This window comes from Staphylococcus muscae, from assembly GCF_003019275.1.
GTDB lineage: Bacteria > Bacillota > Bacilli > Staphylococcales > Staphylococcaceae > Staphylococcus > Staphylococcus muscae.
Genome location: NZ_CP027848.1, coordinates 291,513 through 307,997, shown reverse-complemented (window position 1 = coordinate 307,997; position 16,485 = coordinate 291,513). Strand labels below are relative to the sequence as shown.

Annotated in this window: 15 protein-coding genes and 4 pseudogenes; 6 read left to right on the top strand and 13 right to left on the bottom strand. The window is 35.7% G+C overall.

What is annotated here, in order from left to right; all coding sequences use genetic code 11:
- Nucleotides 1–336 precede the first annotated feature (336 nt).
- The 3 genes and pseudogenes from C7J88_RS01455 to C7J88_RS01450 form a co-directional block, all read right to left on the bottom strand.
- The gene (locus tag C7J88_RS01455) at nt 337–708 is read right to left on the bottom strand and encodes a hypothetical protein (protein WP_095116494.1); all 372 of its coding nucleotides are present in this window, start codon (nt 706–708) and stop codon (nt 337–339) included.
- Nucleotides 708–918, bottom strand: a pseudogene (locus C7J88_RS10725) (BRO-N domain-containing protein); the annotation flags it as partial. The gene C7J88_RS01455 and the pseudogene C7J88_RS10725, both read right to left, overlap by 1 nt.
- Nucleotides 890–1,235 (bottom strand): annotated as a pseudogene (locus C7J88_RS01450) (helix-turn-helix transcriptional regulator). The pseudogenes C7J88_RS01450 and C7J88_RS10725, both read right to left, overlap by 29 nt.
- A gap of 51 nt (nt 1,236–1,286) precedes the next feature.
- Between C7J88_RS01450 and C7J88_RS01445 the strand changes: the two are divergent.
- The 5 genes and pseudogenes from C7J88_RS01445 to C7J88_RS10610 all read left to right on the top strand — a co-directional run bounded on the left by C7J88_RS01445 (nt 1,287) and on the right by C7J88_RS10610 (nt 4,716).
- Nucleotides 1,287–1,998: pseudogene (locus C7J88_RS01445) on the top strand (XRE family transcriptional regulator).
- Nucleotides 1,999–2,010: 12 nt separating this feature from the next.
- Nucleotides 2,011–2,619: a 3'-5' exonuclease gene (locus tag C7J88_RS10620; protein ID WP_249027479.1), complete on the top strand. Its 609-nt coding sequence runs from the start codon at nt 2,011–2,013 to the stop codon at nt 2,617–2,619.
- A gap of 61 nt (nt 2,620–2,680) precedes the next feature.
- On the top strand, nt 2,681–2,953 hold the full coding sequence (locus tag C7J88_RS10615) for a BRCT domain-containing protein (RefSeq protein WP_249027478.1): 273 nt from the start codon (nt 2,681–2,683) through the stop codon (nt 2,951–2,953).
- 669 nt (nt 2,954–3,622) lie between these two features.
- Nucleotides 3,623–3,847, top strand: a complete 225-nt coding sequence (locus tag C7J88_RS10720; RefSeq protein ID WP_095116486.1) for an Arm DNA-binding domain-containing protein — start codon at nt 3,623–3,625, stop codon at nt 3,845–3,847.
- Nucleotides 3,848–4,002: 155 nt separating this feature from the next.
- Nucleotides 4,003–4,716, top strand: coding sequence for a site-specific integrase (locus C7J88_RS10610; RefSeq protein ID WP_229709377.1), 714 nt, complete (start codon nt 4,003–4,005; stop codon nt 4,714–4,716).
- A 66-nt stretch (nt 4,717–4,782) separates the two neighbouring features.
- Here the strand turns inward: C7J88_RS10610 and glnA are convergent, their stop codons facing one another.
- The 4 genes from glnA to hflX form a co-directional block, all read right to left on the bottom strand.
- Nucleotides 4,783–6,123: a type I glutamate--ammonia ligase gene (gene glnA / locus C7J88_RS01425; RefSeq protein ID WP_095116484.1), complete on the bottom strand. Its 1,341-nt coding sequence runs from the start codon at nt 6,121–6,123 to the stop codon at nt 4,783–4,785.
- A 22-nt stretch (nt 6,124–6,145) separates the two neighbouring features.
- On the bottom strand, nt 6,146–6,514 hold the full coding sequence (locus tag C7J88_RS01420; protein WP_095116482.1) for a MerR family transcriptional regulator: 369 nt from the start codon (nt 6,512–6,514) through the stop codon (nt 6,146–6,148).
- 186 nt (nt 6,515–6,700) lie between these two features.
- The gene (locus tag C7J88_RS01415; RefSeq protein WP_095116480.1) at nt 6,701–7,945 is read right to left on the bottom strand and encodes a methionine gamma-lyase family protein; all 1,245 of its coding nucleotides are present in this window, start codon (nt 7,943–7,945) and stop codon (nt 6,701–6,703) included.
- A 7-nt stretch (nt 7,946–7,952) separates the two neighbouring features.
- Entirely contained in the window at nt 7,953–9,191 is a 1,239-nt protein-coding gene (hflX, locus tag C7J88_RS01410) for a GTPase HflX (protein WP_095116478.1), read from the bottom strand.
- 109 nt (nt 9,192–9,300) lie between these two features.
- Between hflX and C7J88_RS01405 the strand changes: the two genes are divergently transcribed.
- Complete coding sequence (locus C7J88_RS01405; RefSeq protein ID WP_095116476.1) at nt 9,301–9,774, top strand: glutathione peroxidase; 474 nt, start codon at nt 9,301–9,303, stop codon at nt 9,772–9,774.
- Between the two features lie 230 nt (nt 9,775–10,004).
- On the opposite strand, the gene hfq is transcribed toward C7J88_RS01405, so the two are convergent.
- From hfq to C7J88_RS01375, 6 genes and pseudogenes are all read right to left on the bottom strand, one after another.
- Nucleotides 10,005–10,208, bottom strand: a complete 204-nt coding sequence (gene hfq / locus C7J88_RS01400) for an RNA chaperone Hfq (protein ID WP_095116474.1) — start codon at nt 10,206–10,208, stop codon at nt 10,005–10,007.
- Nucleotide 10,209: 1 nt separating this feature from the next.
- Nucleotides 10,210–11,157, bottom strand: a complete 948-nt coding sequence (gene miaA / locus C7J88_RS01395; RefSeq protein ID WP_095116472.1) for a tRNA (adenosine(37)-N6)-dimethylallyltransferase MiaA — start codon at nt 11,155–11,157, stop codon at nt 10,210–10,212.
- Between the two features lie 5 nt (nt 11,158–11,162).
- Nucleotides 11,163–12,095: pseudogene (locus C7J88_RS01390) on the bottom strand (lysophospholipase).
- A gap of 148 nt (nt 12,096–12,243) precedes the next feature.
- Entirely contained in the window at nt 12,244–13,914 is a 1,671-nt protein-coding gene (locus tag C7J88_RS01385) for a glycerol-3-phosphate dehydrogenase/oxidase (RefSeq protein WP_095116470.1), read from the bottom strand.
- Nucleotides 13,915–14,039: 125 nt separating this feature from the next.
- Nucleotides 14,040–15,545 carry a glycerol kinase GlpK gene (glpK, locus tag C7J88_RS01380; protein ID WP_095116468.1) on the bottom strand — a complete coding sequence of 502 codons (1,506 nt, stop codon included), beginning with the start codon at nt 15,543–15,545 and terminating at the stop codon, nt 14,040–14,042.
- Between the two features lie 48 nt (nt 15,546–15,593).
- On the bottom strand, nt 15,594–16,409 hold the full coding sequence (locus tag C7J88_RS01375) for an MIP/aquaporin family protein (protein ID WP_095116466.1): 816 nt from the start codon (nt 16,407–16,409) through the stop codon (nt 15,594–15,596).
- Nucleotides 16,410–16,485 lie beyond the last annotated feature (76 nt).

Below are 16,485 nucleotides of genomic sequence, written 5' to 3'. Positions count from 1 at the left end.
TTAAAAAGACGGTGACGTTTTTTAGAGTTAAAACCATCTAATTACTCGCCAAAGTATTGATTAGATGGTTATTTTTTATGGTTGTTTTGATTCATCCTGACTAAGCTAATAATTGTTAGTACAATCATCAGCATTTCATAATCTGTCACGCTATTCCTTCCTAGGAGTAACATCTATAACCATAGGCATCACCCCTTTTTCAAGAGATTAGCCACCATCTATCCAACTTGCCCATTCAATATATTACCATAGTAATTTTCGATGTATCTATTAACATGATGTAGCTATCAGTATTATTTTTCTATCTCAATTCCTAGTTATATGATATTTACAATATCAATTATCTTTAATATTATAAATATCTTGAATATATGATGCTAATGAGATAGGAATTTGTTCAAAATCTAAATCCAACCTAAAAGGTTGCTTACAATAATATAAAAAGCTGAGACCTATGCAAATATCACATGGGCTAAAAAGCATGATATCTTTCATTGCATAATTAGATATAGTCGGATTTAATTCAAATTTTTCATGATATTGAATTAAAAACTGTTTCAAACTCTTCTGAATATCCTCTTTCGAAAAGTTAATAGGTGCCTCCCATTCAAGTATTTCAATAAGAGATTCTGTTAACATTTGTTGATCATTTATTAAATAATTCATTCCTTCAAGTGTATCAGATTGAAAAAAGGAAACACCTGTCATCCTAATTCATTGATGATAGTCATATTCCTATTTTGACCTAATGCACTGAATTGGTGTGTCGTCAGCTTATCCCCTTGATTAACATGATTACTAATAGTTTTGTCAGCTCTCACATAATCTAAAATTACCACTACAAAATAAAGGTTCATCAATGATAGTTACTGACTTCAATTTTAAGTCTTCAAAATTGAATAATTCTAATTCTTGCATTGCTTACATCGCCTTTTTTAAATGCCAAAATTATTGACTTCTTTTTATCATTCGTAAATAAGAAATATTCGTATTGATTACGTCAAAAAATTATCATAATATTTAACATTGAAATAAACCATATATTTAGACAGTAAACTATCTTTGATGTTTGTGGAATCCTCTCCCATGTTTTGAATTGTTCTAAGTTAAAATACAAATAGTTCTTCTTGATTTTCTTCAGTTAATTTGTAATCAACTCTTAATTCTTTTAACGTTTTTAAGTCAACACCGTCTTTTGTTACTATTTGTATAATACGATTTTTTCGTAACCTCATTTACTCCAATCGAATATTTTCGTATAATATGAGTTAGGAAAGGTGTTATTTTTGGATAAAGAACGAAATAAAATAATTGCTAACAATATAAAAATATTTAAAAATTCTGGAATGAATCAAAAAGAATTAGCTGAAAAATAGAAATACAACCTTCAACTTTAAGCGATTATTTTAATTTGGGGTCTAACCCTTCAAATGATGTCATTCAAAAATTGCCGATGTTTTTGAAATATTAAAAAGTGATATAGATACAACTTATAAAGTTACCAATGATATCACAAGCGTGTATGATCAACTAACGTACTATCGTCAACAAAACGTCCTTAGATTCGCAAAAGATCAATTAGACATGCAGAACAACAGTAAAACTGACGTAATCGACATAGATAACTACAAAGGAAATCTTATTCAAGAAACACCTGTTTATGGCTATGTCTCTGCCGGCACAGGAAAACAACTTTTTGATAAACCTCAATTCACTGTAAAAGTGAAAGGATACATACCACCACATGATATAGCTTTACAAGTCAATGGTGATTCTATGGCACCAATGTTTCAAAATGGAGAAATTATCTTTGTTGAGAAAACACACGATATTAAAAACGGTCAAGTTGGTGTATTCATTATAAATGGAGAATCATACATCAAAAAGGTTCGTGTGGAAGATGATAGATTGACTTTAATTTCACTAAATATAGAATATAAAAATCTCCACTTCTACCAAAATGAAGATATGAACCTTGTAGGCAAAGTGATTTTATAGGAGATGTATAAAATGAAAAAATATGATATTGCAGTAATAGATTTTGAAACTATGAATGAACATACTAATAGTCCATGTCAAGTTGCAATTTCTCTTATTAAAGATTTATCTGTTGAATATATTTATAATTCATATATTAATCCGCCAAATAATTTTTATAGTCAAGAAAACGCAAATATACACCAAATTCCCAAAGAAGTGATTTTAACAGCTCCCAGTTTTGATAGTATTTTTGATAAAATAGAGAAATTATTAAATGAAAGCTTCTTTGTAGTTGCTCATAATGCTAATTTTGATATTTCTGTATTAAATCATACTGCCAACACATATAATCTAACACCGAAAAATTTCTTATATATAGATAGTGTTAATATTTTCAAATATTTCCATCAAAATATTTCCGTAAGTATGAATAGTTTGTGTGATATATACAATATAGAAAAGTCTGGATTACATTCAGCTAAATATGATGTTGAAGCTCTTTCAAAATTGCTAATTTCATTAATGAAAAATGAAGGTTTCTCTAGTTTTTTAGAACTTATACAAAGTATGAAAACACAATATATAAGATTTAGTAAACTTGCAAATGTTCAATATACTATTAAAAACTGCATTTACTAAAAGTTCTGTAAAAATTACTGATATTAATAAACTTAAGATAGAATACAATAATTTAAATCTTATGAATAAAAATATAGTTTTTACAGGTGAATTTGAAAATTCAAAAGAGAAATTAATGATTCAATCGCGAAAAAATGGTGCAAAGGTTAGAAGTAATGTTTCCGCTAAAACAAATATTTTAGTGGAAGGTATTCAAAACGAAAAATATGTTGATGAAAACGGGCTTGTATCAAAACAAAGAAAAGCAAGAGCATATAAAAATCAAGGTGTAGACATTCAAATCATTAATGAGCAGGGACTAATATCTTTATTGAAAGGAGAAATAAATGATTAAAAATCACTACTCATCAACATGTTTTTAGTTGAAGAAATATCCACAAAAGAACATGTTGACGCTATATATGGTAAGTCTTTACTACTTTCAATTTACATCGGAGTAAATAGAAAAAGAAAACTAGAACTGGTCATTATTCTTTTTCTAATAATTCAAATAGAATAGCCCTAAAATCTTCTGTGTTAACCTGTACAGATGCCACCGAAAAAGAAATTGAATTTTACAATTATGTAAAAGAAAATGAAACTGTTAGTTATTCTAATAAGATTGCAATGAAATATAATATTATGAAATACTTGTGGTTCTATTTTATTACTCCAGAAGAAGAAAAAATTGATTATCCTAAATGCACTCTTTATTACAAATCTGAATTACTATAATTATGTGATTTCATTATCTAAACAACTATTTACTATATATCACGACAAAGACAACTAGCTCAAAGATACCAGTCATCGATAGATACTAGATTAATAAGCGAAGAAGAAATACAAATAGAGTTATCAAAATTAGACTAATATACTGGGTAGCACGCCTACCCTATATATTTTTATGAATAAACCGAACATACGTTCTTAAAAGGGTGGTAAAAATGGCTTCATTTGAAAAGCGAGGTAAAAAATGGCGATTTAAAGTTCATTATGTAGATGAAAAAAGAATAAAAAGTACATTACTAAAAGTGGTTTTAACACAAAAGCAGAAGCAAAGCGTGCTGCCATTGAAGTTGAAAACTTTATGAATAAAGATATGCAAGAAACTAAAGATTACTTGCTAAATGATTGGTTAAATTATTACGTAGAAACTTGGCGAAATGATAAATTAAGTCAAAATACAATTGAAATTGAAAATTTCTCGAAAATGCGTTTATTAAAAAGAATGGAAACATTTCATTAAAATCAATCACCCACTCAAAACATCAAGAAGTCATTAACAACTTAATTGATAAAGGATACAGTAAGTCTACAATCAAAAAATCACATTCGTTTTTGAAACGAGCTTTGCAACGTGCTGTATATGACAGACTTATTTATTTTAATCCGTACGATGGCGTGGAATTACAATATAAAAACTTAAAAGAACCGCAAAAAGCTCAATATCTTCCAAAAGATAAAATCAAACCGTTTTTAGATTTGGTAAAGAAACGAAATATACACCAATATTATATGTTCAGAAGGATGATTGAAACTGGCATTCGTGTCGGTGAGGCTAATGCGTTATTGTGGTCTGATTACAATAATAAAGAGAAAACATTATCAATCACGAAATCATATGATCAAAAGAAAGACCAATGGAACCCTATCAAAAATAAAGAAAACAGAACTATCTACATTACTTATGACCTTGCAAAAGAATTGACTAAACTTAAATATCTACAAAATGCTAACCGTATTGTTAACGAAGATATGTATAACTCTGATAACGACTGTACTTTCTACAATGCATTCGACGACCCGCTTCCTCGAAGTACCACCCACAATACTATGAAGCAAATAACAGAAAAACTTCTGGGAAAAGATAACGCATTGAGTATTCATAAACTTAGACATACGCATGCTACATTGCTTTTAGTAAGTGATGTACCAATGAAAGTTATACAAGAAAGACTAGGTCATAAAACGATGGCTGTAACAGAGCAAGTATATAGTCACGTTACTAAACAAATGAATCAAAAAGCCAAAGATGATTTTGAAGAATTTATCAATAAAACAAAAATTTTTTTATTGTTTTGCACCCACTTCGCACCCAAAAGAGTATATTTATAGATGATGGGTGCAAAAAGTATTGAACTAAAAAACCCTCAAGACTTATAGTCTCAAGGGTTCTAACGATTAATATTGCTTCATGTATTGCTCAATTTCCCATTTAGATACTTGCGTGCGGTAGTAATCCCACTCAATTGATTTTGAGTTGATGAATTGGTTATAGATATGCTCACCTAATGCATCTTTTATCACTTCATTTTCACGCATTGCTTTTAATGCTGTGTAAAGTGTTGATGGTAGATCTTCAATACCTATCGCTTCACGCTCTTCACGGTTCATTTCGTAGATGTTTTGATTTACTGGTTTTGGCACTTCTAATTTGTTCTTAATACCATCTAAACCAGCTTGTAAGATAGCTGCAAGTGCCATGTATGGGTTTGCTGCTGGGTCGACTGAACGAATTTCCACACGTGTTGACAAGCCACGTGATGTTGGGACACGTACTAATGGTGAACGGTTTTTACCGCTCCAAGCGATGTAACTTGGTGCTTCGTAACCTGGAACTAAACGTTTGTATGAGTTAACAAGTGGGTTACATACTGCTGTGTAACCACGTGCATTTTTCATACAACCTGCAATAAAGTGGTAAGCATCTTTCGTTAATTGCATTTCACCATTTTCATCATAGAAAGCATTTTCTTTCCCTTTGAATAATGATACGTTGAAGTGCATACCGCTTCCGTTCACACCGAATAATGGTTTTGGCATGAATGTTGCGTGTAGGTTATGTTTACGTGCAATTGTTTTTACGACAAGTTTGAATGTTTGAATGTTGTCACAAGCTGTGATCGCATCTGCATATTTGAAGTCAATTTCATGTTGACCTGGCGCAACTTCATGGTGAGAAGCTTCAACATCAAAGCCCATATCTTCAAGTTCAAGTACGATGTCACGACGGCAGTTTTCACCTAAATCTGTTGGTGCTAAGTCGAAATAACCACCATGATCGTTCAATTCCATTGTTGGTTCGCCTTTTTCATCAAGTTTGAATAAGAAGAATTCTGGCTCAGGTCCTAGATTAAAGTCAGTAAAGCCAAGTTCTTCCATTTCTTTTAAGACGCGTTTCAAGTTGCTACGAGGGTCGCCTGAAAATGGTTTGTGTTCTGTTGTGTAAACATCACAAATTAAACGAGCAACTTTCCCCTTACCTGCTGTCCATGGGAAAATAACCCAAGTGTCTAAATCAGGGTATAAATACATGTCAGACTCTTCAATACGGACAAACCCTTCAATAGAAGAACCATCAAACATCATTTCATTGTCTAATACTTTCTCCAATTGTCTCACAGGCACTTCAACATTTTTGATTGTTCCAAGAATGTCTGTAAATTGTAATCGTAAATAACGTACATCTTCTTCTTTTGCGAACCTTCTAATGTCATCCTTCGTAAACTTTTGCTTTGTCATTGCGTTTTGTCCCCCAGTAAAATTATTTAAAAAAGCGCGATAAGTCACCACGATTTAGTGGAATAGATTCGTGCTGCGGTTTTTGTGTCGTATCCACGATCATTTGCTTTCTTAGACGCTCTTCTTCATCATTTAGTGCATTGCTTTCTTCTGCTAACATAATTTGCTTAATCCCTTTCATATTAAAACCTTTTTCCAATAGATGTTTAATAGATAGTAGAATTTCTACATCATTTAATGAAAAAAGTCGTTTGCTTCCATCTGTGCGAAAGGGATGGATCAGTTCATGTGTTTCATAGTAACGAATTTGTCTCGGTGTGAGCTCCGTTAACTGACTAACAACACGCATCGGAAATACTGGCATATTACGTCGAATTGTATCATTGCTCATCTATGCCATCTCCTTGAACTTTTGAACTGTCTTAACATTAGCACAAATTTTTCTGCATTTCAAAAATATGTAAGAAAACCTTACATGAAATTCAACTTTTAATATTAAACGTTTTCAAAATATTGGTCTCATCGACTTTTCACACATACAAAAACCCCCACCTTTCAAAAGATGGGGGGCAAAATGTTAAATTGAAATAAGTCCTTCATTTAACATTTTTTCAACCGCACGTGTTACGGCAATTTTAACATGTTCGTATGTTAAGCCGCCTTGAACATATACCTCATATGGTTCACGAATCGGACCATCTGCAGTTAATTCAATCGACGCACCTTGTATAAATGTCCCTGCTGCCATAATGACATCATCCTCATACCCTGGCATATAGCTTGGTTCAGGGCTGAAATGTGCATTGACAGGTGAAGCAGCTTGAATGCTCTGGCAGAATTGAATCATCTGTTCTGCACTATTAAATGAAACAGTTTGAATTAAATCCGTTCTTGGTGCATCGTAACTTGGTGTTGTCTGCATATTACAACGTTCTAACAACAGACTTGTAAATAAAGCCCCTTTTAAACTTTGACTTACCACATGTGGACTCATAAAGAAACCTTGATACATTTCGTGCAATGCATTCAATGAAGCGCCTGCTTCCTTACCAATTCCCGGTGCAGTCAAACGATAACCACAACGTTCTACAAGATTTTTACGACCTGCAATATACCCACCGATTTTCGCAAGTCCACCACCTGGGTTTTTAATCAGTGATCCTGCAATTAAATCGGCCCCTACTTCAATTGGTTCACGTTTCTCCACAAACTCACCATAGCAATTATCTACAAACACAATCAATTCTGGATAAACTGCTTTGATTTGTGAAATGGCAGACTCAATTTCATCAACTGTAATAGATGGTCGTTGATCATAACCTTTTGAACGTTGTATCGCAATGACTTTTGTTTTAGGCGTCACAGCTTCTAATACGGCTTTAACATCAATTGCTCCTTGATTTAACGGTACTTCTTGATAGTCAATACCATATTCCTTTAGGCTTTCAATCCCAGAACCATTGACTCCGATTACTTCAAGTAACGTATCATACGGACTTCCTGTGATATACATCAGTGCATCTCCAGGCTTCAACAAACTTTGCAATGCGACTGTAATTGCATGTGTACCTGAGATAATTTGTGGCCGTACCAATGCATCTTCTGCTTTAAATGTTTCAGCATATACCGCTTCTAAATGATCTCGACCAAAATCGTCATAACCATATCCCGTTGAACCTAGTAAATCTGTTTCTGTAATTTTTATTTTATGAAAAGCATCGAGCACTTTTGCTTGATTTTCATAAGCACGCTTCTCTATTTCTTTAAAATAAGGTGTGAGTGTTTCTTCTACTTCTGTAATCAATTGTGATAAGTCTTTCATGTTCTCGCTACTTTCTATATTTTTTATATCCTTCAACTTTATATTTGTTTGTCATTTCATCAAACTCAAGGTAAGTGACAAGTGTGTGTTGCTTCAAGTCATACAATTGTTTCGCTTCATGACTCGGTACTTCAATTTGATAATACGTCATCTGTTCTTTCATTTGAGAAATCAATATGGATTTTACTTTTTCAATATCATCTTCATTTTTAGAAGATACGAATACCATTGGTTTGTTTGTCACTGGACGTGGCCCACTGTGTAGATCTCGCTTATTAAACAAGACGATTTGTGGAATGTTATCCATATCTAATGTCTTAATCAAGTCATTTACGGTATCATATTGTGATTTGTAATCTGGATGACTTGCATCGACGACATGTAATAACATATCAGCACGTTTCGCTTCTTCTAACGTTGATTTGAATGCTTCAATCAGTGTTGTTGGCAATTTTTGAATAAATCCAACTGTATCTGAGATCACCACTTCAAATCCTTCATTCAACTTCAATTGACGTGTTTTCGGATCCAAAGTCGCAAATAGCTGATCTTTTTCGTATGTACCAGCCTCTGTCAATGTATTAAACCAAGACGATTTCCCAGCATTCGTATAGCCTACGAGTGCGATTTGGAAGATGTCTTGTTGGTCACGCTTTTGACGATATCGTTCTCGATGTGCTGAAACTTCTTCCAACTTTCGCCTGATTTCCGTCATACGTGTTCGAATATGTCGTCGATCTGTTTCTAACTTGGTCTCACCAGGACCTCTTGTTCCAATGCCTCCACCGAGACGTGACAAGCTCTTACCATGACCCATTAAACGTGGTAGTAAATAATCCAGTTGGGCATATTCAACTTGTAGCTGCCCTTCTCGACTCTTCGCTCTCAAGGCGAATATTTCTAGTATCAACTGTGTCCGGTCAATAATCTTAATACCTAATCGTTGATTTAAATTTTTCGATTGTGCTGTGGTAAGTTCATCATTGGCGACTAACACGTCTATTTCATGAAATTCAATAAAATCCTCTATTTCTTGTAGTTTTCCTTTTCCAACATAATAGCGTTGATCTACAAAGTTTTTACGTTGTGAAAAGTCGCCTTTAACATCAAGTTCACATGTATTCGCCAATGCCTCTAACTCTTGCATTGTACTGTCAAAATCATATTCCGATTGATAGAGATCCACCCCAATCAATACTGCTTTTTCACGTACCTTTTTTGTCGAGATTGGTTTTTGTTTTTGCATGCTTATCACCATATATTCTTTAGACATAATACACATTATTGTATCACAGAGTGCCTATTAAGACTATGCACTCGGAATGTGCTATATTATTTATAAAGGAGTGGTCGTTATGAGTTTATACGATATCGAAGTAACTAAAACAGATGGTACAACTTATCCACTTGAAAAATATAAGGGTGAAGTTTTACTCATCGTCAATACAGCAAGTGAATGTGGCTTCACATCACAATTTGGTGGTTTGGAAGAATTATACCAAACTTACAAAGATCAAGGATTTACAGTACTCGGTTTTCCTTGTAACCAATTCGGTAAGCAAGAACCAGGTACAGGACAAGAAGCTGAAACGAACTGTAAGTTGAACTATGGTGTCACGTTCCCAATGCATGAAAAAATTGATGTAAATGGAGATAACGCACACCCATTATTCAAACATTTGAAAGAACAACAATCGGGTGTATTGGGAGAAAATATTAAATGGAATTTCACAAAGTTCTTAATCAATCGTCATGGTGAAGTGATACATCGCTATTCTCCACAAAAGACGCCTGAAAAATTAAAAAGAGATATTGAAAAATTATTATAATGAACGTGATAAGCAAGCATTCCAACAGAGCGTGTATTCTGTTAGGATGCTTGCTTTTATGTTGATGACTCAAAAAAGCACCACGCATTGGCGTGATGCTCTTTAATATGACATTCTTCATTCTCACTTCAAATAATCATTTGAAGATGTGTGATGTGTATTCAGCGACATTGTCAACGGTATTTTTCCAAATGTCGCTATTTATGCTGTAATTCCTGCTCATCAGGTGTTTATGCCCCTTCTACAAACGTACTAATCGCATGTTTATAGATGATATGGTGTCGGTCTTGTGAGTAAAAGTCAATGACATACTTATCGTAGTCATATAATGTGCCACGTAATTGGAACCCATTCGTCAAAAAGACTGTCAGCTCCTTCTCCTCATTCTTGAAAGTTTCAAGGTACTCATCTTGAATGTTTCTTTTCTCAACCATTTTAAAATCTCCTTTTGTTTATTTGGGTTGTGAGCTCAGATAACATTGAAGTAAGTGACATCTTCTCTCTATCTAACCAATGAACATCTAATTTGTTTTTGAACCAGGTCATCTGCCTTTTTGCATAGTTGCGTGAATGTTGCTTCAGCTGTTCACTAGCAGTATGAACATCCATATCTTCTGTTATTACAGGAATCATTTCTTTATATCCTATCGCTTGCATACTTTGACACGAAATATACCCTTGATCAATCAGTTCTTGCACTTCATCCAATAAACCTTGAGACAACATGATATCGACGCGTTTATTTATTCTTTGATATAATGTTTCGCGCGACATTTCTATCCCTGCTATTAATGTATCATAATTTTCTGTTAACTGGGTACTTTTCTTGCGATTACTCATAAGTTTTTTTGTTTTATAATAATATGCAATGGCTCTTTCCACCCTTTGACGGTTATTTGGGTGAATCGCTTCCTTAGATTCTGGATCAAAAGTCCCTAAATAATCATGCAGTTCTTCATTTGAATACGATGATAACGCCGCCATTTTCTCAGCTACGACTTCTGCTTGTTCAGGTGTCACTTCTTCATCATCAAACTGATAGTCGTATAAAACAGATTGTATATACAAACCTGTGCCGCCTGCAATGATTGGTACTTTTCCTCGAGCTGTAATAGCTTCAATTAATGGCTTCACACGTTTTTGAAAGTCAAAGGCAGAGAAATTCTCATTCGGTTCTAAAATATCAATCAAATGATGTGGAATACCTGCCATTTCTTCTTTTGTAATTTTTGCTGTTCCAATATCCATACCTTTATATACTTGCATCGAATCTCCACTAATCACTTCACCACTTATTGCTTTCGCTAGTTCGACACTCAATGCTGTTTTACCACTAGCCGTTGGTCCGACAATCACAACGACGAAAGGTTTTGCTTCACTCATTCATTTCACTCACTTCTTGATTTTTGTATAATTTGACGGCTCATCCACTCGAGCATATGTTTCCATACCGTTTCATAATCTTGATCGAATAAGACTTCGTGACGCTTATGCGGGTACAACTGAACTGTGATGTGCTGGATACCACCCTTTTTAAATTAGTTGGCAAGTCGGCGAATACCTTTGCCATTCTCACCAAATGGATCATCCTTGCCTGAAACCAACAAGACGGGCATATGTTGATCCATCTGTTGAATATGTTTTAGTTCCCCAGTCTTCATCATCGCTTTCGTAACACTGTATACAAGTTGATTCGACACATTAAATCCTGAATAAGTGTCTGCGATGAACTTGTCAACTTCATGTGTATCTGTGCTCAACCAATCACTCGGTGTTCGTGGTGGTTTGAACTGGTTGTTAAAACGACCTGTAACAAGATGATTGACCCAATTCATTCGTCTTTTGCCACCAAGTACAAGTGTCACAAGCTTTAATAGACCGACTGCAGGATATCCTTGCCATTTCGTGTAATAACCTGTTCCACTGAGAATAAGACCTTGAAAAGTATCAGAATAGGTTTGTGCATATTGACGGGCAATGATGGAACCCATTGAATGGCCTAAAACAATGCATGGAAGTTGTGTGTCGAAGTCTCCACGTAACGTGGTTTGTACTTCATAAGCATCTTTCACGACTTGTTCCATTGAATCAAAATGTCCACGAATGCCTTCGATGTCTTTACCATGGCCACGATGATTATGTCGAATCACATGGTAACCACGGTCATTAAACTTTTCAACGAGTGCTTTGTATCGATCCATATGTTCTGCCATACCATGAAAGATGTGGACAATGCCAACTGCATCTCGGCTAGTGCAATCGAGTTTTGTTTCTATCATCACTCCATCTGACATCGTCATTTTCATTGATTCATGCTTCACCATTTTCCGCACTCCTTTCACTTATGTTGTTACTTCTACTTTACCATATTGCAAGGTTTGACGGGAGTCTGATGAACTTTCTAAACAGCCCCAAATTTAAAAAACCATCCGTCTAGAAATGACTAAACGAATGGTTTCAATATCGATTCTATGCTTCTGCAGGTTGGTGTTGTCCGAAACGTGCTTCATCGATTGCTTTTTCAAGTTCTGCTTTGTAGCGAACTTTCGTTGCTTCATCATAACCGACTAAGTCAGCTAGAACATCTGCCACGATATCTTTATAGCGCATCACAGCATCGATGTTGAAGTAAATATCACCTGTACGACGAACGAAGAAGTCTGTTGGTTTAACGACTAATTCGTGTTGCACGCCATAAACAAGTTCAACATAAAGCGCTAGCGGCAAACCTGTATTTTGATGTTGTGCCATATGTGCAATTTCAAAGAGTAAATCTGCGTTAGAACCGTAACGACGTGCAAAAAATTCAGCGTCTTCTGGATCTAAATTGAACTTACGTGCTGCTTCAACTTTTTCTTGAACGAAGTTTTCGAAGTTTGCACTACCACCTACATCACCACCAGAAATGGTAATGTGTTTTGTATTCACATCTTTGAATTTATCTCCGTATTCTTGTTTCAATCGTTTTTCAACAAGATCCATGATATCAGCAGCCATATGACGATAACCCGTCAATTTACCTCCTGCAATTGTTAAAAGACCTGATTTTCCTTCCCAAACTTCATCTTTACGTGAAATTTCAGATGGATCTTTGCCTTCTTCCAGAATCAGTGGACGAATACCTGCCCAAGTTGATTCAATATCGCTATCTGTCACGTTCACTGTTGGGAACATGTAGTTAATGGCATCAATGAGATAGTCACGATCTTCTTGGTTTACTTGTGGATTCGCTTTGTCATTGTCATAAAATGTGTCTGTTGTCCCAACGTATGCTTTGCCATCACGTGGAATTGCGAAGATCATACGACCGTCATTTTCTGTATCGAAGTAAACTGCTTGTTGTAATGGGAATTTTGATTGATCAATAACAACATGAACCCCTTTTGTTAGGCGTAATTGTTTGTTGTTTTTAGAGTAATCTGCACGACGCACTTCATCTACCCATGGACCTGTCGCATTAACGACCTTTTTCGCATGGATTTCAAATGTTTCATTTTCTAACAAGTCTGTGACTGCAACGCCAGATACTTTTGATTTATCATTATATAAGAAATTGGTTACCTTCGCATAGTTAATAATGTCTGCACCTTGTTCAGCGGCTTTTTTCATTACTTCAATTGTTAAGCGTGCATCATCTGTGCGGTATTCTACGTAGTAACCGCCACCTTTTAAACCTTCTTGCTTCACTAATGGTTCTTTGTCCATTGTTTGTTGTTTGCTTAACATTTTTTTACGTTCTGATTTTTTTACACCTGCAAGGCGGTCATACATCCCTAATCCGATAGATGTTGAGAATTTACCGAAAGTACCACCTTTATGCATTGGTAACAACATCCATTCTGGTGTTGTTACATGTGGACCGTTTTCATACACAATCGCACGTTCTTTACCTGTTTCTGCGACAACACCCACTTGTAGTTGTTTCAAGTAACGTAAACCACCGTGCACAAGTTTTGTTGAACGAGAGCTTGTTCCTTGTGCGAAGTCTTGCATTTCAACAAGTGCGACTTTCATGCCACGTGCTGATGCGTCAAGTGCGATACCTGCCCCTGTAATACCTCCACCGACTACAACAACATCGTACATATCTTGTTTCATGTTTTCTTTTACTGATTGACGTTTTACTGTTGATAAACTCATCTATAACTACCTCCTATTATTTTTACTAAAAAAAGAGAGACCCCTCCTACGACTTATTTAAAGTTGTACGAAAAATCTCTCCAAATCTCGAGTGCTTCTATTAACTTAGCTTCAGTATAACAGAATTACTCTGCATCGTCTAACTTGAATACTTGTGTTGCTTCTACTGCTTTTTTCCAACCTTTATATAATTGTTCACGTTTTTCTTCTGACATTTCAGGTTCAAACGCTTTTTCCAACTTCCAATGATTGCTGACATGTGATTGATCTTTCCAGAATCCTGTCGCAATACCTGCTAAATATGCCGCCCCTAATGCTGTTGTTTCTGCTACTTCTGGGCGTTCTACATCAATGTTCAACAAATCTGATTGGAATTGCATTAAGAAGTTATTTTGAACGGCACCGCCATCGACACGAAGACTGTTCACGTCGATGCCTGAATCTTGCGCCATCGCTTCGATAACGTCACGTGTTTGGTAACATAATGATTCTAATGTTGCACGGATGAAGTGTTCTTTCTTCGTACCACGTGTTAATCCAAAAATTGCACCACGTGCTTCTGAATCCCAATAAGGTGTTCCAAGACCTACAAATGCTGGGACAACATATACACCTTCAGTATCATCTACACGTTTGGCATAGTCTTCTGATTGTGGTGCAGATTGAATCATACGCAATCCATCACGTAACCATTGAATGGCAGATCCTGATACAAATATAGACCCTTCCAATGCATAATTCACTTTGCCATCGATACCGTATGCAATTGTTGTTAATAAACCGTGATCTGATAGTACCGCTTTTTCACCTGTATTCATTAACATGAAGCCACCTGTACCGTACGTATTCTTCACGTCACCACGTTCAAAACATGCTTGACCGAACAGTGCAGCTTGTTGGTCACCTGCAATACCTGCAATTGGTACATTTTGTCCAAAGAAGTGATAGTCTTTTGTTTCACAGTATATTTCACTTGAAGGACGCACTTCCGGTAACATTTGTTTTGGTACGTCTAATAACTCAAGCAACTCGTCATCCCATTCAAGATCATGAATATTGTACATTAATGTACGACTTGCATTAGAGTAATCAGTCACATGTACTTTACCGCCTGAAAGTTTCCATACAAGCCATGAGTCAATCGTACCGAATAGTAAATCACCGTTTTCAGCTTTTTCACGTGCGCCATCTACATTGTCAAGAATCCATTTCACTTTAGTCCCTGAAAAGTATGGATCTAACAATAAACCTGTTTTTTTGCGGAATAATGGTTCGTGACCGTCTTTTTTCAATTGATCACAAATATGTTGTGTTTGACGTGATTGCCATACAATTGCGTGATAAACTGGACGCCCTGTCTTTTTATCCCATACAACTGTTGTTTCGCGTTGGTTTGTAATTCCAATTCCTGCTACTTCTGATGCTGTAATATCATTTTCATTTAGAACAGATGCCATAACTGAAATGACTGATGTCCAAATTTCATTTGCATCATGTTCTACCCATCCAGATTTTGGAAAGTGTTGTTTAAATTCTCGTTGTGAAATACCGCAAATTTCTCCATTTTCATCAAATAAAATCGCTCTTGAACTCGTAGTACCTTGGTCGATTGCTAAAATATATTTTCCCATAATTAAGATGCCTCCCTGACACATTCGTCTTTATCTATTATTGTAATGTTAAATTTTACCGATGTCATTGCGTGACGACTTTTTATTCATCACTTGGCCGAGAACTAATGTACATGCCACTAATACGATAGAGATGACTGACCACGCATTGAATACATTTTCAAATACAAGTAGGTAAATCGCTGCACCAAGCATACCACCTGCGATTGGCCCAAGAATTGGTACGATGGCATATGACCAGTCGCTGTTACCTTTATTATGAATTGGTAAAATAGCATGCGCAATACGAGGTCCTAAGTCACGAGCTGGGTTAATAGCATAACCAGTTGGTCCACCTAAGCTGACACCAATTGCAACGATTAATGCCCCAACAATGAGTGGGTTCAAGCCATCAGTGAATTTATTCGCCCCAATGAATAATAAACCAGCAATTAGAACAGCTGTTCCAATAATCTCGGCTAAAAAGTTCGCCATATAGTTACGGATACCAGGCGCTGTTGAAAATACACCTAGCTTTGCACCTTGATCATCTGTTGCACGCCAATGTGGTAAATACGTCAACCAAGTAAGTACTGCACCAACGATACCACCTAGCAATTGTGCAATGATATATCCCGGTACTTGCGACCAAGGAAAATCACCTGTCATTGCAAATGCGATTGTTACTGCTGGATTCAAGTGCGCACCTGAGAATTGTCCAACTGCATACACACCGAGCGTTACAGCAAGCCCCCATCCGACAGCAATAACAATCCAGTCTGCCGCCTCACCTTTTGACTTTCTTAATACAACGTTAGCAACAACACCGCCACCCATTAACAGTAAGAGCGCTGTCCCGAAAAATTCTGCTAAGTAAATATTCATTTCTCTTTTTCCTCCTTTAGCAAAAAAGAGATCGCCACAAGACGCACTACACCCAATAGATATAATACGAACGCAG